This window comes from Deltaproteobacteria bacterium (assembly GCA_016933965.1).
In the GTDB taxonomy this organism is placed as follows: Bacteria; Desulfobacterota; Syntrophia; order Syntrophales; family UBA2210; genus JAFGTS01.
Map to the genome: position 1 here is coordinate 41,097 of JAFGTS010000026.1, position 17,884 is coordinate 58,980.

Annotated in this window: 16 protein-coding genes; 14 read left to right on the forward strand and 2 right to left on the reverse strand. The window is 47.2% G+C overall.

What is annotated here, in order from left to right; all coding sequences use genetic code 11:
- Nucleotides 1–10 precede the first annotated feature (10 nt).
- From JXO48_06145 to JXO48_06170, 6 genes are all read left to right on the forward strand, one after another.
- Nucleotides 11–1,612 (forward strand): AAA family ATPase, encoded by a 1,602-nt coding sequence (locus tag JXO48_06145; GenBank protein MBN2283453.1) that lies wholly within the window; start codon nt 11–13, stop codon nt 1,610–1,612.
- Complete coding sequence (tadA, locus tag JXO48_06150) at nt 1,609–3,324, forward strand: Flp pilus assembly complex ATPase component TadA (GenBank protein MBN2283454.1); 1,716 nt, start codon at nt 1,609–1,611, stop codon at nt 3,322–3,324. Before JXO48_06145 ends, tadA begins: the two co-directional genes overlap by 4 nt.
- 12 nt (nt 3,325–3,336) lie before the next feature.
- Nucleotides 3,337–4,554 (forward strand): type II secretion system F family protein, encoded by a 1,218-nt coding sequence (locus JXO48_06155; protein MBN2283455.1) that lies wholly within the window; start codon nt 3,337–3,339, stop codon nt 4,552–4,554.
- Between the two features lie 147 nt (nt 4,555–4,701).
- Nucleotides 4,702–6,123 (forward strand): sigma-54-dependent Fis family transcriptional regulator, encoded by a 1,422-nt coding sequence (locus JXO48_06160; protein ID MBN2283456.1) that lies wholly within the window; start codon nt 4,702–4,704, stop codon nt 6,121–6,123.
- A 252-nt stretch (nt 6,124–6,375) separates the two neighbouring features.
- Nucleotides 6,376–6,804 (forward strand): type II secretion system protein, encoded by a 429-nt coding sequence (locus JXO48_06165; protein ID MBN2283457.1) that lies wholly within the window; start codon nt 6,376–6,378, stop codon nt 6,802–6,804.
- 140 nt (nt 6,805–6,944) lie between these two features.
- A complete protein-coding gene (locus JXO48_06170) occupies nt 6,945–7,352 on the forward strand; it encodes a type II secretion system protein (protein MBN2283458.1) in 408 nt (135 codons plus the stop codon).
- 132 nt (nt 7,353–7,484) lie between these two features.
- Here JXO48_06170 and JXO48_06175 read toward each other — a convergent pair whose 3' ends face one another.
- Nucleotides 7,485–9,545, reverse strand: coding sequence for a hypothetical protein (locus JXO48_06175; GenBank protein ID MBN2283459.1), 2,061 nt, complete (start codon nt 9,543–9,545; stop codon nt 7,485–7,487).
- A gap of 194 nt (nt 9,546–9,739) precedes the next feature.
- Between JXO48_06175 and JXO48_06180 the strand changes: the two genes are divergently transcribed.
- The 8 genes from JXO48_06180 to JXO48_06215 all read left to right on the forward strand — a co-directional run bounded on the left by JXO48_06180 (nt 9,740) and on the right by JXO48_06215 (nt 17,328).
- Entirely contained in the window at nt 9,740–10,492 is a 753-nt protein-coding gene (locus JXO48_06180; protein ID MBN2283460.1) for a glycosyltransferase family 2 protein, read from the forward strand.
- Nucleotides 10,493–10,748: 256 nt separating this feature from the next.
- Nucleotides 10,749–12,692 carry a tetratricopeptide repeat protein gene (locus JXO48_06185; protein MBN2283461.1) on the forward strand — a complete coding sequence of 648 codons (1,944 nt, stop codon included), beginning with the start codon at nt 10,749–10,751 and terminating at the stop codon, nt 12,690–12,692.
- 141 nt (nt 12,693–12,833) lie between these two features.
- On the forward strand, nt 12,834–13,406 hold the full coding sequence (locus JXO48_06190; protein MBN2283462.1) for an RNA polymerase sigma factor: 573 nt from the start codon (nt 12,834–12,836) through the stop codon (nt 13,404–13,406).
- A 72-nt stretch (nt 13,407–13,478) separates the two neighbouring features.
- The gene (locus JXO48_06195) at nt 13,479–14,045 is read left to right on the forward strand and encodes a hypothetical protein (protein MBN2283463.1); all 567 of its coding nucleotides are present in this window, start codon (nt 13,479–13,481) and stop codon (nt 14,043–14,045) included.
- Nucleotides 14,038–14,538 (forward strand): hypothetical protein, encoded by a 501-nt coding sequence (locus JXO48_06200; protein ID MBN2283464.1) that lies wholly within the window; start codon nt 14,038–14,040, stop codon nt 14,536–14,538. The genes JXO48_06195 and JXO48_06200 overlap by 8 nt, the downstream gene beginning before the upstream one ends.
- Before the next feature lie 135 nt (nt 14,539–14,673).
- On the forward strand, nt 14,674–15,804 hold the full coding sequence (locus JXO48_06205; protein ID MBN2283465.1) for a hypothetical protein: 1,131 nt from the start codon (nt 14,674–14,676) through the stop codon (nt 15,802–15,804).
- A complete protein-coding gene (locus JXO48_06210) occupies nt 15,801–16,268 on the forward strand; it encodes a hypothetical protein (protein MBN2283466.1) in 468 nt (155 codons plus the stop codon). Before JXO48_06205 ends, JXO48_06210 begins: the two co-directional genes overlap by 4 nt.
- A gap of 22 nt (nt 16,269–16,290) precedes the next feature.
- Nucleotides 16,291–17,328, forward strand: coding sequence for a type II secretion system protein (locus JXO48_06215; protein ID MBN2283467.1), 1,038 nt, complete (start codon nt 16,291–16,293; stop codon nt 17,326–17,328).
- 114 nt (nt 17,329–17,442) lie between these two features.
- On the opposite strand, the gene JXO48_06220 is transcribed toward JXO48_06215, so the two are convergent.
- A complete protein-coding gene (locus tag JXO48_06220) occupies nt 17,443–17,682 on the reverse strand; it encodes a hypothetical protein (protein MBN2283468.1) in 240 nt (79 codons plus the stop codon).
- Nucleotides 17,683–17,884: the final 202 nt, after the last annotated feature.

Genomic DNA, 17,884 nt, shown 5'->3' on the forward strand with positions numbered 1-17,884 from the left:
AATCGGTGATGTGGGGACAGGAAAGACGACCCTTTGCCGTCAGCTCTTACGAAGACTTGACGACGACGAAACAATAGAAAAACACCTTCTTCTCGATCCCTATTTCAGCAAGCCTATCGAGTTTCTGCGGACGATTTCGGAAATGCTCGGATCCACTCAATTGAAGGATGAACCGGAACGGACAGAGTGGCAGTTACGTGAAGCAATAAAGCATCACCTCTTTGAACACGGTGTGCAGGAACAGAAGCTGGTAGTGCTCATTATCGATGAGGGTCAGAAGATTCCTGAATTCTGTCTGGAAATGCTTCGGGAATTTCTTAATTATGAAACAAACGAAGCAAAGCTCTTGCAAATCGTTATATTCGCGCAGAGGGAATTCGATCAGATCCTGGAGAAAAATCCCGGTGTCGCAGACCGGGTGAGTTTTTCTTACTATCTGGGGCCGCTCAATTTCCGCGATACACGGTCCATGATAGAATTTCGCTTACAGAATGCCGCCGAACAGGGAAAACTATCACCACAGCTCAGTTACTGGGCTTACCGGAAAATTTTCAGGACAACCGGCGGTTACCCCCGGCGCATTGTGAGCCTGTGCCATCAGATCATTCTGGCTCTGATCATACAGAACAAGTTCAGGGCCGATTGGTTTCTTGTCCGTTCCTGTGTGATGAGAAACCTGCCCGAGTTAGATGAGCGGCGCTCCTTTGACAGGGCCGCCGTTCTGGCAGGACTGGTCGTCATTCTATTCGTCCTGGTCGTATTTCCGGAGCGTGTCGGGATAGTAACACCAGGAGGGAGCACCGCTTTTTTGTCAGTCCCGGCAATTGTGCTGAACCCGACGTCAGGTCCGGCAATACCAGTTGAGGAAAAACCACATTCTCTTCCTTTTCGGGACAAAGGTCCCGATGTGGAAAAGGTTAAGCTTGCTACAACGGCTGAAACGATTCCGGAACTGACACAGGAACGAACAGATCTTATTACCACCGCAGAGCCGGTGAAGGTTATTGATGAAGAGCAGACACTCACACCAAGTGGCATCAATACAGGTGTTGGCCACCCAGCGATTCTCGGTCTTGCAAGGGTCGAACAAAAGGGTGTTGTGTGGCGAATGATCGAGGATGTATACGGTGTCTGTGACCGGAGACACCTGGATCGTATCGCCGAGTCCAATCCTCACATAAAGAACCTTGACATCGTTTTTGCGGGCGATATAATCATGTTTCCATCGATTCCAGCCGAGTTTCAGCCATCCTTCTTTGGAAACGACGGGTACTGGGTTGAAATCGACAATGAAAAAAGCCTGGAAAGAGCATACCGAAAGCTGAAGGAAACACGGAGTATTGCAGGAAATATCCTGCAACTTTGCCCGTACTGGAATAATACTGAGGGGCTGAGATTTTCGGTCATTTTACGGAAACGTTTTATCGGTGAAAATTCGGCACGTGAGGCCTTGCATGCGTTGCCGGAATTGTTCGCCGGCAATGCAAGGATTATTAAGCATTGGAAAGAGGGCACGGTTTTCTTTGCTCGATTGGTGAATGTTGACGAAATATCCCGGGATATAGTGCCGCTCCAGGCATCGGGAGAACCGGAAAAGAGGGAGACGCAGTGAGAGAAAAAAAGAGACTGGGTGAAATGCTGATCGAGGCGGGCCTTATTTCGGAAGATCGATTAAAACAGGCTCTTGTCGATCAAAAGCGGGCTGGTATAAAATTGGGACAGTTTCTTATCCAGCGGGGCATTGTCAGTGAGGATCAGATCATCGATGTTCTGAGCCGGCAATTGCGGATCGATAAATACGATCCCGACATATATCCCCCAAGCCCCGATCTCGTCCAGGTGATCCCGATAGATGTTGCTCAAAAATATAAACTCGTTCCCCTGCGGAAAAGAAGTTACCTGATAACGATTGCCATGGCAGACCCCATGGATATTCGAGCTCTGGACGAAGTCGAATCGCGGACGGACCTGGAAGTTGAACCCGTCGTTTGTTCTGAAGGGCAGTTCAATCAGTTGCTGTCCGCCACCTATGGTATCCGGTCAGCTATCACGGAAACGCTCGAGGAAATGGACCTTGACAGTATTGACATGTCCGTTGAGGAAGAGCGTGCCGAGGGTTCCGAGGACCTCCGGGTCAGCTCTCTTGAAGGCATGGCCAAAGAGGCGCCGGTGATCAGGCTGGTTAATTCGATCATCGCTCAGGCTGTTCGAGAAGGGGCCAGCGATATACATCTCAGCCCGGAATCGAACCGGGTTCAATTGCGTTTCCGTATTGACGGTACACTTCATGAGGTTCCCCCGCCGCCCAAGGCGTTAATGCTTCCCATCACTTCCAGGATGAAAATACTTTCAAACATGGATATCGCCGTGTCGAGAATACCACAGGACGGCCGCTTTACGGTGAAAATGGATAACAGAGAGATCAACGTAAGGGCATCAGCGATTCCCACCATATACGGAGAAAACATCGTTCTCAGACTTCTCGATATGAGTGCCGCACTCTACACCCTGGATCGACTCGGCATGTCCCTGGCTGACAGGGATAAAATATCCTCTGCTATTATAAGACCTTACGGTATGATACTCAGCACAGGACCTACTGGAAGCGGAAAAAGCACAAGCCTCTATGCGATATTGAGTGAGATCAACAAGCCGGATATCAATATCATCACCCTCGAAGATCCCGTGGAATATCGTGTAGAAAATATCCGGCAGATTCAATTGAATCGAAAGGCGGGGATGACCTTTGCCAGCGGTCTTCGTTCCATATTGAGACAGGACCCTGACGTGATCATGGTGGGAGAAATCCGTGACGCGGAAACTGCGGGAATCGCGACCCAGGCGGCCTTGACCGGCCATCGGGTTCTGAGTACGGTACATACGAATGACGCCGTAGGCGCAGTTACGCGTTTTATCGATATGGGCGTAGAACCGTTTCTGGTAGCTTCAGTGCTCCTGGTTACCTTTGCGCAGCGTCTTGTAAGAACCATCTGCCCATACTGTAAGGAGGCATATAATCCTCCGGATATTGCTTTGAAAGCTTGGGGATTTACAGATGAAGAGCTGAAACAGGCGAATTTTCAGCGTGGAAAGGGTTGCAATCGTTGCATGAACACGGGTTACCGTGGACGAACAGGTGTCTTTGAAGTGCTCTTCAACGACCCGGATGTCCAGGAAATGATACTTGCTGGGAAAACAGGGTCGGAGATAAACCGAGCCATGATCCAGGCAGGCCGCCTGACAACACTTCGTGATGATGCGAAACAGAAGGTATTGAAAGGGATTACCACGCTGGAAGAAGCGGCTTCAACAGTTATGCTGTAAGGTAGGTGACACATGCCGGATTATTCGTACAAGGCCATAAATCAGAACGGCGATTCCGTTTCCGGGGTTATTACGGCGGAAAACGTTGATATGGCAACAACCATACTGAGCAATCAGGGGTACATTCCTTCAAAGATTGCGGAACGTTCGGCGGTTGCATTGCTGCAATTTGAGAAGTTGAAAGCGATGATTACACCGGTGACGCCGGAAGATCTGATCATTTTTACCAAGCAGTTCCGTACGATGCTCGTTGCCGGCATACAGATTGTTCAGATACTTGAGATTCTCGAGCGTCAGACGCAGAATCCGAAGCTCAAGGAAGCTCTCAAGGGAATCGGTATCGATATCAAGGGAGGTGAATCGATCGCCGGAGCTTTTGAAAAATACGAACATATATTCAGTAGCCTTTATATCAGCATGCTCACAGCAGGTGAAGCAAGCGGTACCCTGCCTGATGTGCTGAAGCGACTGACATATATCCTTGAACATGAGCACAAGGTAAAGTCAGACATAAAATCCGCCCTCCAATATCCGAAGCTGGTTGTTATCGCCCTCGGTGGAGCTTTTTTCATTCTTCTGACCTTTGTTATTCCCAAGTTTGAATCCATATTCAGAGGAGCCGGTATCGCTCTTCCCCTTCCGACAAGGATATGTATTGCCATGAACCTCTTTCTCAAGGAATACTGGTACCTCTTACTGGCGGCGATAATTCTGTCCATTGCGGCATACCGCCTTTATGTAAAAACCTCCAACGGAAGGTATGTGGTTGATACCCTGAAATTGAAGGTTCCCATTATCGGTCCGCTCTTCATCAAAGCCGCCATGTCCCGTTTTGCCAGCATATTTTCTATTCTTCAGGCCAGCGGTGTTAAAATTCTCAGTTCCCTCCAGATCCTGTCCGGAACGATTGGTAATCAGGCGATCGCCTTTGAATTTGACCGGATCAAGGAACTTGTAGAGGAAGGACGAGGTATATCGGGACCACTGAAGTCTGCAAAGTATTTTCCTCCCATGGTCATAGACATGATAGCCGTAGGTGAGGAAACGGGACAACTCGATGAAATGCTGAACGATGTTTCCAACCACTATGACGATGAGGTTGAGTACGCCGTAAAAAGACTCTCCGACAATATCGGTCCCATATTAATTGTTGCCCTTGCGGCGGTCGTTGGATTCTTTGCACTGGCCATCTTTCTTCCCATGTGGGATTTGACCAAGCTGGTTCGATAAGATTAACAGAACCTGTCGTTGATTACATGCAATGACCTGACAATCACGGGGTAGTGCACTTCAGAACAAGCGGATACTGTCACTGAATATTGAAAGATATACAGAAAGGTATTTTATTGTTTAATGATGGGGATATAAATACAGCATATGACACATCCTCAACAGAATAAACTTTTCCGGGAAAAAAATCAGCTCAGTATCAGTCTTTATGTGCTCGTGCCCGCCATATTTGCCGGCATTTCACTCCTTTCATTCATCGTCGCCGTCAATGTAAACCGTTATCTAACCGCTGCAAAGGATACGGGATTGTTCTGGTTCGTATTCTGGAGTATCATCATTGCCGCGGCGACTTTTATAAGCGGTTTCTTGATAATATCGCTGATTATACGACCCATGAAAACCTTTGTGGAAAAGGCTGCTGAACTCCCGGGGTTTTCTACGGAACTCTCCACAAAAAAAGGAATTGCAAGTACGAAGGATGAACTGGAAAGATTCAACACTGTCTTCAAGGAAGTTACAAAGATCCTGGGTAAGGTGGAATCGCGGGAATATTTCCCCGAGATAATAGGGCAGAGCAAGGCCATGCGCTCCCTCTTCAATGAGATATTGCGGGTTGCGCCGACCGATTCAACTGTTCTTATCACCGGTGAAAGCGGGACCGGCAAGGAACTTATAGCCAACAGTATTTACGATCACAGTCTCCGTAAGGGAAAGCCCTTTATCAAGCTTAACTGTGTTGCCATACCGGAAGGATTGCTTGAAAGTGAATTGTTCGGACACGAAAAGGGTGCCTTTACGGGGGCAACGGCAATGAAACGCGGAAAATTCGAGCTGGCGAACGAAGGTTGCCTCATGCTTGATGAAATCGGTGATATGCCTCTTGAAACACAGGCCAAGTTGTTACGAGTTCTTCAGGAAAAGAAATTCGAACGCGTCGGCAGCAGCAACACCATAACTGTTGATGTCAGATTCATCGCCGCGTCGAACAAGGACCTGCAGAAAATGGTTTCTGAAGGAAAATTCAGGGAGGATCTCTTTTACCGGCTGAACGTGTTTCATCTTCATATTCCTCCCTTGAGGGATCGAAAGGAGGACATTCCTTTACTCGCAGACTATTTTCTTCAAAGGTCCAATCGGCCGAATGTTTCGATTTCATCCCTGGCGCTCCAGTATCTCCTCACATACCACTGGCCCGGAAATGTAAGGGAACTGGAAAATACCATAGAACGGATGGCGGTGATGACAGAGACAGGCGTCATTGAACCGGGTCATATCCCTCCAAACATGGTATCGCAGGTTCTGCAGGAAGGTGGTCTGAAATTTTCAGCGGTGGAAAGTGAGGATGAGCCAGGGGAATCAATTGATCAATATCTCTCACGGATTGAGCGAAACATGATCATCGATGCACTGACTGCTACCGCCGGAGTTCAGTCAAAAGCAGCCCGGCTCTTGGGCATAAAAGAGCGAAGCCTCTGGCATCGTATAAAAAAATACGAAATCGATATTTCTCCCTTGAAGGAATCTGTCGGGATAGGGGGAAAAACATCAAATAATGTAGATATTAAATAATATTTTCTTCAAATTATGTTGGGAATTCATCGCAGTCATCATTACTATGGGGAAAGTTAGTCGAAGCAAATTGATTATATATTCCGGTGTTCAATCATAAATAGTTGAATCAGCAACATATATAGGAAATACCAAGTAAATGCCGTTCTTTCATATATCATTCCGGTCTGTGATATACACCCGGGTATGATCTTTGCAGTAAAATCTAAGCAGACTTGGGGCGAGAGAATACAAGATGCTGGACTGTTATCTATGGGGAACATTATTGAGGGGAAGCAGGGAGGGTTCACCCTGATTGAAATAGTGGCTGTTCTGGTCCTGCTCGGTATAGCTGCTGCGATTGCTGTTCCGAAGTATTTTGACATGATGCAAGGAGCAGAGAAAAAGGCATTGCAACACGCGCTGACTGAAATGCAGAGCCGGGCATGCAGTGAATTTTCACAATCATTGATTTTACATGACGGACGTGCTGATATTACCGATACGGATTCATTTGATGATCTGAACATGGGGTCAGATAGTGAAGTACTTGAAATATTGGATGGATTTCAGGGAACGTGGAGCTACATAAGCGAGACGGAAATAAGCTATTCCTTCAAACATGGACCGAAAACAGCGACGTTTCGCTTGATTCCAGGAACTGAAACGGAGCAGCCGATGATCACAATGAATATTTCATAAACAATTGATAAAAAACAAGAACTACATAAATAGGGACAAGAAATGTAAAGGAGGTGAATCAAGGGAAATTTGGGGCAGATAGAATAAATAGCAAATAGAAAACAAAAAATAACGTAAAAGGAGAGAAACAGATGAAAAAGATCAGAAATCAGAAAGGTTTTACCCTTATTGAAATCATCGCCGTCCTGGTCATCCTTGGAATTCTGGCGGCCGTAGCCATCCCGAAGTATTTCGATATGCAGAAATCAGCGGAAATCAAGTCGTTGGATGTGGCACTCAATGATATGAAAAGCCGAGCCGTGACGGCATTCTCGAAATCCATGCTGGAGAATGACGGAGTTGCGCAGAATATTTCCGCTTTCTCCGTTCTCGGTTTTGAATCAACAACTGATGTTACCGATGCCTATGACGATTTTGCTGGAACCTGGTCGTATGTAAGCAATACAGTAATCAGTTACGATGGAAATAACTTCAATTCAGCGACATTCACGCTATCTCCAGGTGATTCAGAGACCCCGCCTTCGATTACTCTGTCTATTGCTGAATAATAAACAGCCTGTAGTAAATAGTCTTTTATTAATGATGGGGAGATAAGTTTTCTCCCCATCATTAATATGATTTTCTAAGTACTGAGTATTAAATAGAGAAAAATTGACGATACTCAGTATATGAGCAACGTATTATTGCTTATCATCAAGAAGATTTCTGAGCGTTTCCCTTTCTTTTTCACAGGGTACATAAACATTGGTTGCAGCAGACCGGTCTATCTCATGAAATAATTCTTCGAAAGTTACTGAATTATTGCGCATATACCGCATGATTTCTCCTGTGACGGCAGACAGTTTTCCATGATTACCCGTCTGCCTGTAAAGATCGGCAAGGACCAGGAGGGCTATCACATCGTCGGGTTTCAAGTCACCATAATCCTCCCACGCGCGAATGGCCTTTTCATATTCTCCCATGCGGTGCATGACCTCACCAATGATCTTCAGCGGTTTGGGATCATGTTCGTTCAATTCCAGGGCTGTAATGGATTCTTCAGCTGCCTCGCGCAATCTTCCCGACTTGAGAAGAACGAGGGCGTAGTTGAAGCGGATGGAAGCATCAGTCGGCGCCACATACCGGGCCTTCCAGCTGTTCTCAAAGGCGCCTTCCAGATCACCCTTTTTCAGAAGAGCGAGGGCGATGCCGTCATAGACCTCACCGCGGGCACCATACTGCAGCGCTCTGTCATAATAGTGCAGCGCCCTGTCAACGTCGTCGGCGTTCATCAAGTAATAATAGGCAAGGTTGATAAGATAGATATAGGGTTCCGTGTTTATCGCGTATTTTTGAAGTTCCAGGGCCCTGTTCAGGTACTCTACCGCCTGTGGGTTGCCGGTTGAAAGCAGCAGTCTCCCGATTTCCCCATTGGGCCTGCTGAGTTTCGGCGCCTTTTCCAGGTTGTCCAGCCAGAAGGACGTCTCCGTGGCGAATATGCTGTTCCGCAGGAACACCGTATTTCCCTGAAGGATAATGATTATCGCCGTCACGAAGGCGATGGCCATAGCAAGCGCTTTTCTTCGTGAAGCAAAATAACGGTATGCATATATGATCCCTGCTGCAAGCGGTACGAAGAAGAGCATTGACGGCAGGTAATTTCGGTGCTCGTAGATCAGCTCCAGGGGGATGAAGGAGCTTTCTATTATATGATTGAGGAAAAAGAAGATCACACAATAAGATAAAAGAGGTCTTTTGCGTGCAAAAATAAAGGCTGCGGTCAAGATGGCAATGATGAACAGTATCGCCGGCAGGGTCGTCCAGGGGTGAAACAATGATGTGGACAACTTCACATCGTGAAGAAAGGTCAGGCGTGATCCTGCCGGGTAGAGAAGAAGGGACATATAGAAAACAATGATCCGGGCTTCTGTCAGGAGCCGCTCGTCAAGCGAGAAAGGTCTAATTTTATAGCCGTTAAGGAGTGATGCATAGTCTGTGTATAAGGATCCGAGGATAACAACAGGAATTAGGACCAGTATGAGAATCTTGAAATTTTTTTTGAGCACCGGTCCTGAGACCCCCTGGATGAGAAAGAGATCAAAAAGGAATATGCTGACAGGAAGCATGGCTGCGTTCTGTTTCGAGAGAAATGCAAGGATGGCCGATATCAAGCACAAAGAATAAAATAATATTGCTGTTCCTCTTGACGGAGCGGTACGTCCCTTCAGATAGAAATACATGGCCATAATATAGAAAAGTGCCGCCATGCAGGTGATCCGCTGAACGATGATACTGACGGCGGGGACATGGACGGGACTGATGGCCCAGAGAACGGTTGCCAGCAGGGCCAGCGGAAAGGCCGTTGACCCGTAGCGGTCTTTCAACAGAGGGAGCCGGAGCGTATCCATAAGAAAGAGAAAAAGAAAGAGTGACGAAACATAGTGGATGGCAAAATTGACCAGGTGATACCCGAAAGTGGAATATCGCCCGAAATAATAGTTCAGCGCGAAGGTGAAAAATGGAATGGGCCGTTTCGAAAGATGGCCCTCGACGCGGTAAAAGGTCTTTTTGATGTCCGGCCAGGACAATTTCTTGAGATGAACGTTGACATTATCAACAATGCTGTAATAATCGTCAAAATGCCAGTCGCCTTGAAAACTGTTCGAATAGGCGGCAAGAAGAAGGACCAGCAGGAAAAGGGCGGTCAGAAAAAAAGTTCCGGTGGTCAACCGTGATGCGTTTTTCTGTGAAGTTTCGTTCATGAACCGTCCCTGCTGTCTGAATATGCCCTATGAATCCTTCCGGCATGGTGACCACTATGTAACACAGAGTGTTGCCGCCGTCCATATAGAAGGGGAGATGCGGCGAGAGAAATACGCGGGCACGATTCCCGGTATGGTGAAAACCAGGTGAAATGTCCGCCCATTGACACCGGAAAAGCAGGAAGGGGATCGCAATGTTCAATAGCAAGCGAGTGGTAGTGGTCATGCCGGCATATAATGCCGAGCAGACCCTTCGACAGACCTACGATGAGGTTGTCGCGCAGGGTGTTGTTGATCATATCATCGTTGTCGATGATGCAAGTCAGGATTTAACGGTGGCGGTGGCCGAAGGTCTGCCCAATGTCCAAGTCTGTCGCCATTCCAGAAACCGGGGGTACGGTGCCAATCAAAAGACCTGCTACCGGCTTGCCCTTGATGCGGGTGGCGATATCATCATAATGGTTCATCCCGATTACCAGTATACGCCACTGCTCATTCCGGCCATGGCGTCTCTGATCGCAAGCGGTCTCTACCACTGCGTGCTCGGATCACGAATCCTCGGTGGATATGCACTCAAGGGGGGCATGCCGGCATGGAAATACGGTGCGAACAGACTCCTGACCGCCATTGAGAACCTCATGACGGGAGCGAAGCTATCGGAATATCACACGGGATACCGTGCCTTTTCGAGAGAGTTGCTCGAACGAATTTCCCTGGAGGTAAATTCCGATGATTTTGTCTTTGACAACCAAATGCTGGTCCAGATCATCTGGTACGGATACACAATAGCGGAGATCAGCTGCCCCACGAAATATTTTCCTGAAGCATCATCGATTAATTTTGGGAGAAGCCTCACCTATGGATTTGGATGTCTCTCCACTGCCATTACTTTCCGTCTTGCCAGAATGGGCCTGGTAACTTCACGGTTGTTTCCTTCAAGAAAGTGAGCACTACTTGCGATAGAGGCCGGCCATGAAAAAAGATACACCACCGCTTCTCACATTGCTTCTCGTTTGTTTGCTTGCCCTTGCCGTGATCTTTGTTTTCCTGCAGGTTATAAATTTTGAATTCGTAAATTACGATGACGACACCTATGTGGCGAAAAACAGACATGTATCATCCGGTCTGACGTGTGAAAACATCTCCTGGGCATTGACGGCAACACACGCTCATAACTGGCACCCTCTCACGTGGATCTCGCACATGATCGATGTAGAATTCTTCGGTCTGAGGGCGGGGATGCATCACCTTGTCAACGTCCTGTTTCATGTCATGAATTCCATCCTTCTCTTTCTTCTGCTGAAAAGAATGACGGGCGCGTTGTGGCAGAGCTTTTTCGTGGTGGTCCTGTTCGCTCTCCATCCGCTCCATGTTGAATCGGTGGCATGGATATCAGAGCGAAAGGATGTTCTGAGCACCTTTTTTTTGATGCTGACCCTTCTCAGCTATAATCTTTACACTGCGCGCCCGGACCTTCGACGGTACCTTCCGGTGATGATTTTTTTCGCCTTGGGACTCATGGCTAAACCTATGCTGGTAACCGTACCCTTCGCACTCCTGTTGCTTGATTACTGGCCATTGAAGCGATTGAGAATAAGAGTTCCATTGCTTTCTGCCGGATCATTCGTGTTTCTTGTCCTTGAGAAAGTTCCATTGTTTTTCCTGGCAACACTGTCATCGGTTATTACCTACATGGTACAAGACAGGACCGGGGCAGTCATTGATACTGAATTGGTACCGTTTGCGCTGAGGATACAGAATACCCTGGTGTCCTATGTCATCTATTTGGGAAAAATGTTCTGGCCGCTTCGCCTTGCCGTTCACTATCCATACCAGGGTTATATACCGGGATGGCAGGTGGCAGGCAGCGCCTGCATTATCGCTGTCATTACAATTTTCGTGATCTACATGGCAAAGAGAAACCCCTACCTTCCCGTTGGATGGTTCTGGTATCTCGGCACGCTGGTGCCGGTCATCGGTCTTGTCCAGGTCGGAGGTCAGGCCATGGCTGACCGTTACACCTATATCCCATTGATAGGTCTATGGATAATGTTCACATGGGGAGTGTCTGAAATATTCCTGTGCCGCCGGTACGGGAAAACGTTTTGTGTCACGGTGGCTGTTATCATTATTATATTGTTAGCAGGCGTGACCAATCGGCAGGTGCGATACTGGCAAAACAGCGTAACCCTTTTTCAACATTCACTTGAAGTAGCTCCCGGCGACTATCTCTCGGAACATAATCTTGGCGTGGCCCTGGCAACGAAGAGCCGTATAGATGAAGCAGAAAAGCATTTCATGGAAGCGATCAGGCTCAATCCCGACTACGGCAATCCATATTTTTGCCTGGGTATTGTCATGCAAAGCAGGGGGAAAACAGAAGAGGCAAAAAAATATTTCATGGAGGCACTTGAGCGTGATCCAAACATGGCTGAGGCCCTCAATGGTCTTGGAACAATCGCGGTTAGCGAGGGTGATATTCCAGAGGCCATTGTCCTTTACCGAAAATCCCTTGAAATAAGGCCGGAACAGGCTGATACCCACGATAATCTCGGAATTGCTCTTGCAGAGCAGGGCAGGATTGATGAAGCACTGAAGCATTTCAGGCAAGCCGTTACTCTGGTTCCTGATAATGCGTCATTTCGGAACAACCTCGAAACTGCCCTGATCAAAGCGGAAAGAATTGATGAAGTGATTTGCATGATTGAAGATCGCATCGGAAAAGACCCTGAGAATGCCGAACTTTATGTAAAAAGAGGCATACTGTACACAAAAAAAGGCATGGCCGCGCAGGCTGCCGCTTCCTTTCATCGGGCACTTGTCCTGAACCCTGATTCGATCGAGGCATTGCATAACCTCTCCATTCTGTATACAGTGGCAGGAAGGTATGAAAAGGCGCTGGAATTTTTGATGTACCTTGAGGAGATCGATCCCGGAAATGCAGACAGGGCCCGGCGGATCGCCCGGCTCCTGGCCCTTAAGGGAAAAGAGGAAGAGAGCCTGGCATGGCTGAAGAAAGCCCTTGAGCGTGGCTATCAATACAGAGAAAATATTGAGAATGATTCAGCCTTTAACAAAATCAAAGAGCTTCGGGAATATAGAGCCATTATCAATGCACAATATGCTAATTCTCCCTCCGACGAGTGATCATTTTCCAAATCATTCTGTTGACATGTTCAGGAATACGTGAAAAATTGTCGTCATACTGTGAAATAAAACGGGATGAGAGTAGGGGCATCATTTTCCCGCAGACTATACGTGTCACATTTTTTCTTCCGCGGGTTTCCTATGGATACAACTTCCATTGATCATGCTGATCTGACGATAGTGAAGCGGATTCTTGCCGGCAACCGCCAGGCCTATGAACAGATCATCGAGAGGTACAAGGGGCCTGTATTCAATCTTGCCTATAGAATGACGGGAAGCTATGACGATGCCGCTGATCTTAGCCAGGAGATATTTATCCGGGCTTTCAGAAACCTGAAAAAATTCGACCAGCGCAAGCGTTTTTTTACCTGGCTCTATACGATTGCCTTGAATCATATACGAAACCATCAAGCGAAGGGACGGCGCCTCAGCGAAATAGTAGATAATGGAATATCGATCGAAAACATTGCCGATGTAGTATCGGAAGACAATTCCGAGCAACTCCTGATCAAAAAAGAAGATGCCGAACTGATCACAGAAAATTTGCATACGTTACCCCGGGAATTACGGGAAGCATTGGTACTGCGGTATTTCCAGGCCTTCTCCTTTGATGAGATCGCTGAAATCTCGGGAAGTTCCCTGAGTGCCGTGAAAATGCGGGTCTACCGTGGCCTCGAACAGTTGCGGGTGATGATACAAACGGCAAAAAAATAATGCATACTGTGACTTTTTCAATCGGGTTTTGTATATATAAATAAGCGTAAGAAAAGTAATGGTGTCCGACAGGTGGAAAAAGAATATCAGGAAATAATCGAAATATTGCAGAAGATACACCCGGTGCATCCTCCTGAATACCTGGTATCCTCAATCATGCAGGAAATTCAAAAAAGGGATACCCTACTCGATCGTCTTGGGAATATTTTCAGAAAGCCCATTTTTATGCCGAGAAATTCTTCTCGCGCGTCGGAGTGTGGATTCTGTTTATTCACAGCCGGCTTCTTTTTTCTGGTCATGGGCTTGGTTCTTACCATCGGTTTTAAAGTGAATGGTCTTTATTCACTTGTTTCGGGATGGTTTCACTACCAACCCTATGCAATGCTTTTTACTGCGGCATTTTTTCTGGTTTTGTCCTTTATCATAGTGAAGGGTGAACGAAGATTCCTCGTGGCAGTAAAATATGCGGTTTTTATCTTTATGTCCGCCCTCGTCATGAACGCGGTTCTCCTCTCTCCGGGTTTATTTCTTCCTTCGGCCAACTTTTTTGTTGTTGCCTTTACCGGTACGATGTTCATGATGAGCTTTTTCATTCTTGTCAGCCTTGAACGGCATCAGAAGGTACATAACAATGAATAGCATCGAAAAGAATACTTTAAAGGCCAGCAGGGGTTTTTCCATTCTGGAAGTGTTAGTCATCCTGATACTGCTGGGAATTATCGGCGCAATCGTCATCAGCAGGGGGTCTTCGGCAGATCCCTATATTCTGCAGTCACAGGACGAGATCGTAAAATCTCATATCCGGTATGCCCAGTCACGGGCCTTACACACGGCATCGGACTGGGGAATGAGATTTGCTGGTTCACGAACATACAACGGAAGGTCCTACAGCAATTACTGGCTTTACAAGGGAACAGATGTGAACACGCCGGTACGGTTCACCGTTGCCAATGACGGTAAATATGTGGTGGTCTTCGATGACAACTCGGTAGGTGTCTGGCCCCTGGATATTGCGACACAGACCACCGTTACCTTTGATCGGTGGGGAAGTCCCGGAAGCACCAGTATCACGCTCTCAGTGGCCAATGGGAGCGATATTACGATTCTGAGAAATACAGGGTATATTTACTGATATAAGAAACTAAAAGGCGTAACGCGGGTGATGCATATGAACCAAGACAAACATAGGATGTTAGTATTACCGAATACCTGTGCCAGTTGGAATAGAAAACTGCTCACAAAGAGATGGCAGCGGGGAAGTCTCCTTGTGGGACTTCTCATTACGATGGTCATTTTCGCCGTTATCGGGGCAGCCATGGTAACCCTTCTCTCTTCGTCAACGACGAGCCAGGTGTCGGCAAGCCATTCCATGAAGGCCCAGTACATGGCGGAAGGGGGTGCCCGATATGTCATTCCCCTGATGCCTGATTCAGACTTCGAAAAGGGACCGCATGTTTTTAAGTTCAATGACGGAAGAACCTTCTTCATTATCAACAAAGAAAATGGCAGTCGCTTTACCTCAACGGGTGTCGTGAATGAAGGAAGTGGATGGATGGAATCGAGAGTGACCATTCAATATCGTATCTCGTCACTCTTCGATTACTGCATTTTCGGAAGCGAGATCGTTACCATTGATAACAATGCCGTTATTGACAGCTATTCCTCTTCCGATGGACCCTATGACACGACGTCTAATCGCAACAATGAGTATTACGTCGGAACAAACAATTCCATGGATAGCGGCTTTGTAATTGCTGCCGGAGCGGACTTCTACCTTCCCGATGCGGGTGAGACAAAAGAACAACACCTCGAAGCCGAGGTCGATAAGGATATGACGCCGAAGGAGCTTCCGGCGGGTTGGGAATCGTGGACGGATTTGTTAACGTTTCTACATTTTACGTCAAATGGGCAAGTAGAGACGCTAACTGCCGGTAACTATATTACGACCGATATGTACTTTACCAATAATTCATCGCTTACCATCGAAGGTGATGTGACCATCTACGTTGTCGGAAATTATGATGGGTCACAAAATAGTTCATTGAATATCGGAAATGCGGCGAATCCGGATTCATCATTGACAATGTATGTCGGCGGCGATATGGATTTTTCCAACAATACCGTCTACAATTATCAGAACAATCCGGCTGATTATATTATTTACGGTCTCAGTACCTGTAACAACATCCAGTTGACGAACAATTCATCGACTTACGGGGCGATCTATGCACCGACAGCCGATGTATATACGGGAAACAACGCTGAGATGTACGGGTCCATCGTTGCCGATAGTATTACAGTACGTCAGAATGCTTTGATTCATTATGATGAAGACCTTGCCGGGTTAGCCGGTGGTGAAGCCGGCGTATTGACGCAGTATTTTGTGGAGGCACAATGATGAGAAGGCATAGAGGAGAATATCTTTTCACTCGACAGAGCGCTCTGTTCAGCAACCAGTGCGGTATAACCCTTCTTGACACGATTGTCACCCTCGTGGTAGCGGCCATCCTGGGTATGATGCTTGCCCAGTTCGGCGGAAAGGCGCTTACCCAGAGCGGAGATCCCGCCGTTATGCTCAAGAAGGATTACAATCTTGCTCTGGTCATGGAACGAATAACCGCCGACTATCGTGATGCCCTTAATCAGGGAACGTTGAACAGTTCCTTTTTCACCGCCCGGGACAGTGCTGCCAAGATCAATGCTTTGTATGGATCAAACATTGATGGTGTTACTCTTGGGAATACGGCGTTTCAACTCGATATGGACAACACAAATTATACTGAATCAGGAAGCGACAGTTCAGTCTGGAAGATGACCATCGTCAAGGGTGATCAGGAATTAATAACCTTATTTGTTCAGTAATTATGAAAGCAGGGGGAACATCGTGAAAAAAGAAGCCGGATTCACCCTCATCGAGATAATCGTGACCATTGTTCTCGTGGCGCTCCTTGCGGCAATTGCGGGGCTGGGGATCGTTCAAGGAGTCAAGGTCTATCTCCTGACCCAGGAAAATGCTGAATTAAGCCAGAAGGCCCAGATTGCCCTGGAGCGGATGCGACGGGAAATGATCGATATACAAAACATCTCGACAGCTTCATCAACATCCATTTCTTTCTCGAAACCGGACGGGAGTGACCGGACCATCGGGCTTTTCGGTGTTGAACTCAGGATTGCCGAGGGAACGACACCGCTTTCCGGAGGCGATGTCCTGTATGAGGGAGTCAATGACTTGACCTTTACCTATAAACAGGCGAATGGAACAACGTGGACAACTGCTCAAGACATTTCCGATCTTTACCAGATCGATATTACCATTGCCCTGGGTCATGACCTGCCGGGCGTGGGCCCCATAGTGTACTCGACAACGGTGAATCCGAGGAATACCGGTGCTGCCGGTGTGCCCACAACATCATCGACAACGACAACAACAACTATTGCTACTACCACCACTACATTACCCGGAGGCATAACAACAACAGAACCAACAACAACCACAGAAGAGATAGACACAACAACAGTGCCAGGAGTTGGGACGACAACGGAACCGACGACGACAACGGAACCGACAACGACATCAGTCCCGACTGCTCTTGTTGCAGAGGGTAATTTTGCCTGCAAGAAAACCGGGAATCAATATGTCTATATCAAGGTATATCTGACAAATTACTTTGGGGGACCGATCGAGGAAGCCCAGATTACGTGGGCACTATACGATGCGGGCTCTTCATTGCTAGAGGCGAGCGTTTACCCGCTGGATAACCTGGGCGGTGGGTATTACGGAAACTTGACCTATAGTTCCGATTGCGGGCTGGGTGCTGACTGTCAGCGGTCCACGAACAAATATAATGAGACAGTTACCGTTGTTATACATGCAGTAAAGGAATATTATCCAGACCTTGAAGCATCGATGTCAGTGCCATAGGATCGGTGATCATATCCACAATATGCTATTTTCTTTCAAAGCAACAATGGATTTAAGTTAAAATTTCTGTTTTTGAAGGCAGTTATGAAAACATCTCAGGTCAAGCAGACATTTTCATTTCATATATGAAATGGCTTTATAAAAACCCTTACGCAAATCAACAAATCTGACTGCTGATGTAAAATAATTTCTCTTGAAAATCTTATCGGTCACAGGCACAGCACAGTGCGAAATGAAGCAATAAGGAAAAGCTTTCTCTTTCTCATTCTTTTTGCAGTCATCGGCTGGATGCTTGTTCTGCATTTTCCCCTGCTTGCAAGTGGCTATATCAAAGCCGGTGATGACCACATACATGTCGCCTATTCCAATGAACTGAATAGAATTCTGAAAGAAGAGGGCAGGATTCTTGGTTGGAGCCGTCTTTACGGGGCAGGGGCGCCTATGTTTCTGCTCCGACCCCCGGGCCTGTATGTTTCCGTAAATTTTCTACACTTTCTTTCTGGCCTCACCATTGAGAAATCGCTTAAGCTCCTCGTAGCCCTCGGGTTCTGTTTCT

Excerpts from the sequence above, each read along its gene's own strand:
- JXO48_06155 (MBN2283455.1), top strand. The coding sequence starts at position 3,337 with ATGCCGGATTATTCGTACAAGGCCATAAATCAGAACGGCGATTCCGTT.
- JXO48_06160 (MBN2283456.1), top strand. The coding sequence starts at position 4,702 with ATGACACATCCTCAACAGAATAAACTTTTCCGGGAAAAAAATCAGCTC.
- JXO48_06165 (MBN2283457.1), top strand. The coding sequence starts at position 6,376 with ATGGGGAACATTATTGAGGGGAAGCAGGGAGGGTTCACCCTGATTGAA.
- JXO48_06175 (MBN2283459.1), bottom strand. The coding sequence starts at position 9,545 with ATGAACGAAACTTCACAGAAAAACGCATCACGGTTGACCACCGGAACT.
- JXO48_06180 (MBN2283460.1), top strand. The coding sequence starts at position 9,740 with ATGTTCAATAGCAAGCGAGTGGTAGTGGTCATGCCGGCATATAATGCC.
- JXO48_06185 (MBN2283461.1), top strand. The coding sequence starts at position 10,749 with ATGATCGATGTAGAATTCTTCGGTCTGAGGGCGGGGATGCATCACCTT.
- JXO48_06190 (MBN2283462.1), top strand. The coding sequence starts at position 12,834 with ATGGATACAACTTCCATTGATCATGCTGATCTGACGATAGTGAAGCGG.
- JXO48_06200 (MBN2283464.1), top strand. The coding sequence starts at position 14,038 with ATGAATAGCATCGAAAAGAATACTTTAAAGGCCAGCAGGGGTTTTTCC.
- JXO48_06210 (MBN2283466.1), top strand. The coding sequence starts at position 15,801 with ATGATGAGAAGGCATAGAGGAGAATATCTTTTCACTCGACAGAGCGCT.
- JXO48_06220 (MBN2283468.1), bottom strand. The coding sequence starts at position 17,682 with ATGTATGTGGTCATCACCGGCTTTGATATAGCCACTTGCAAGCAGGGG.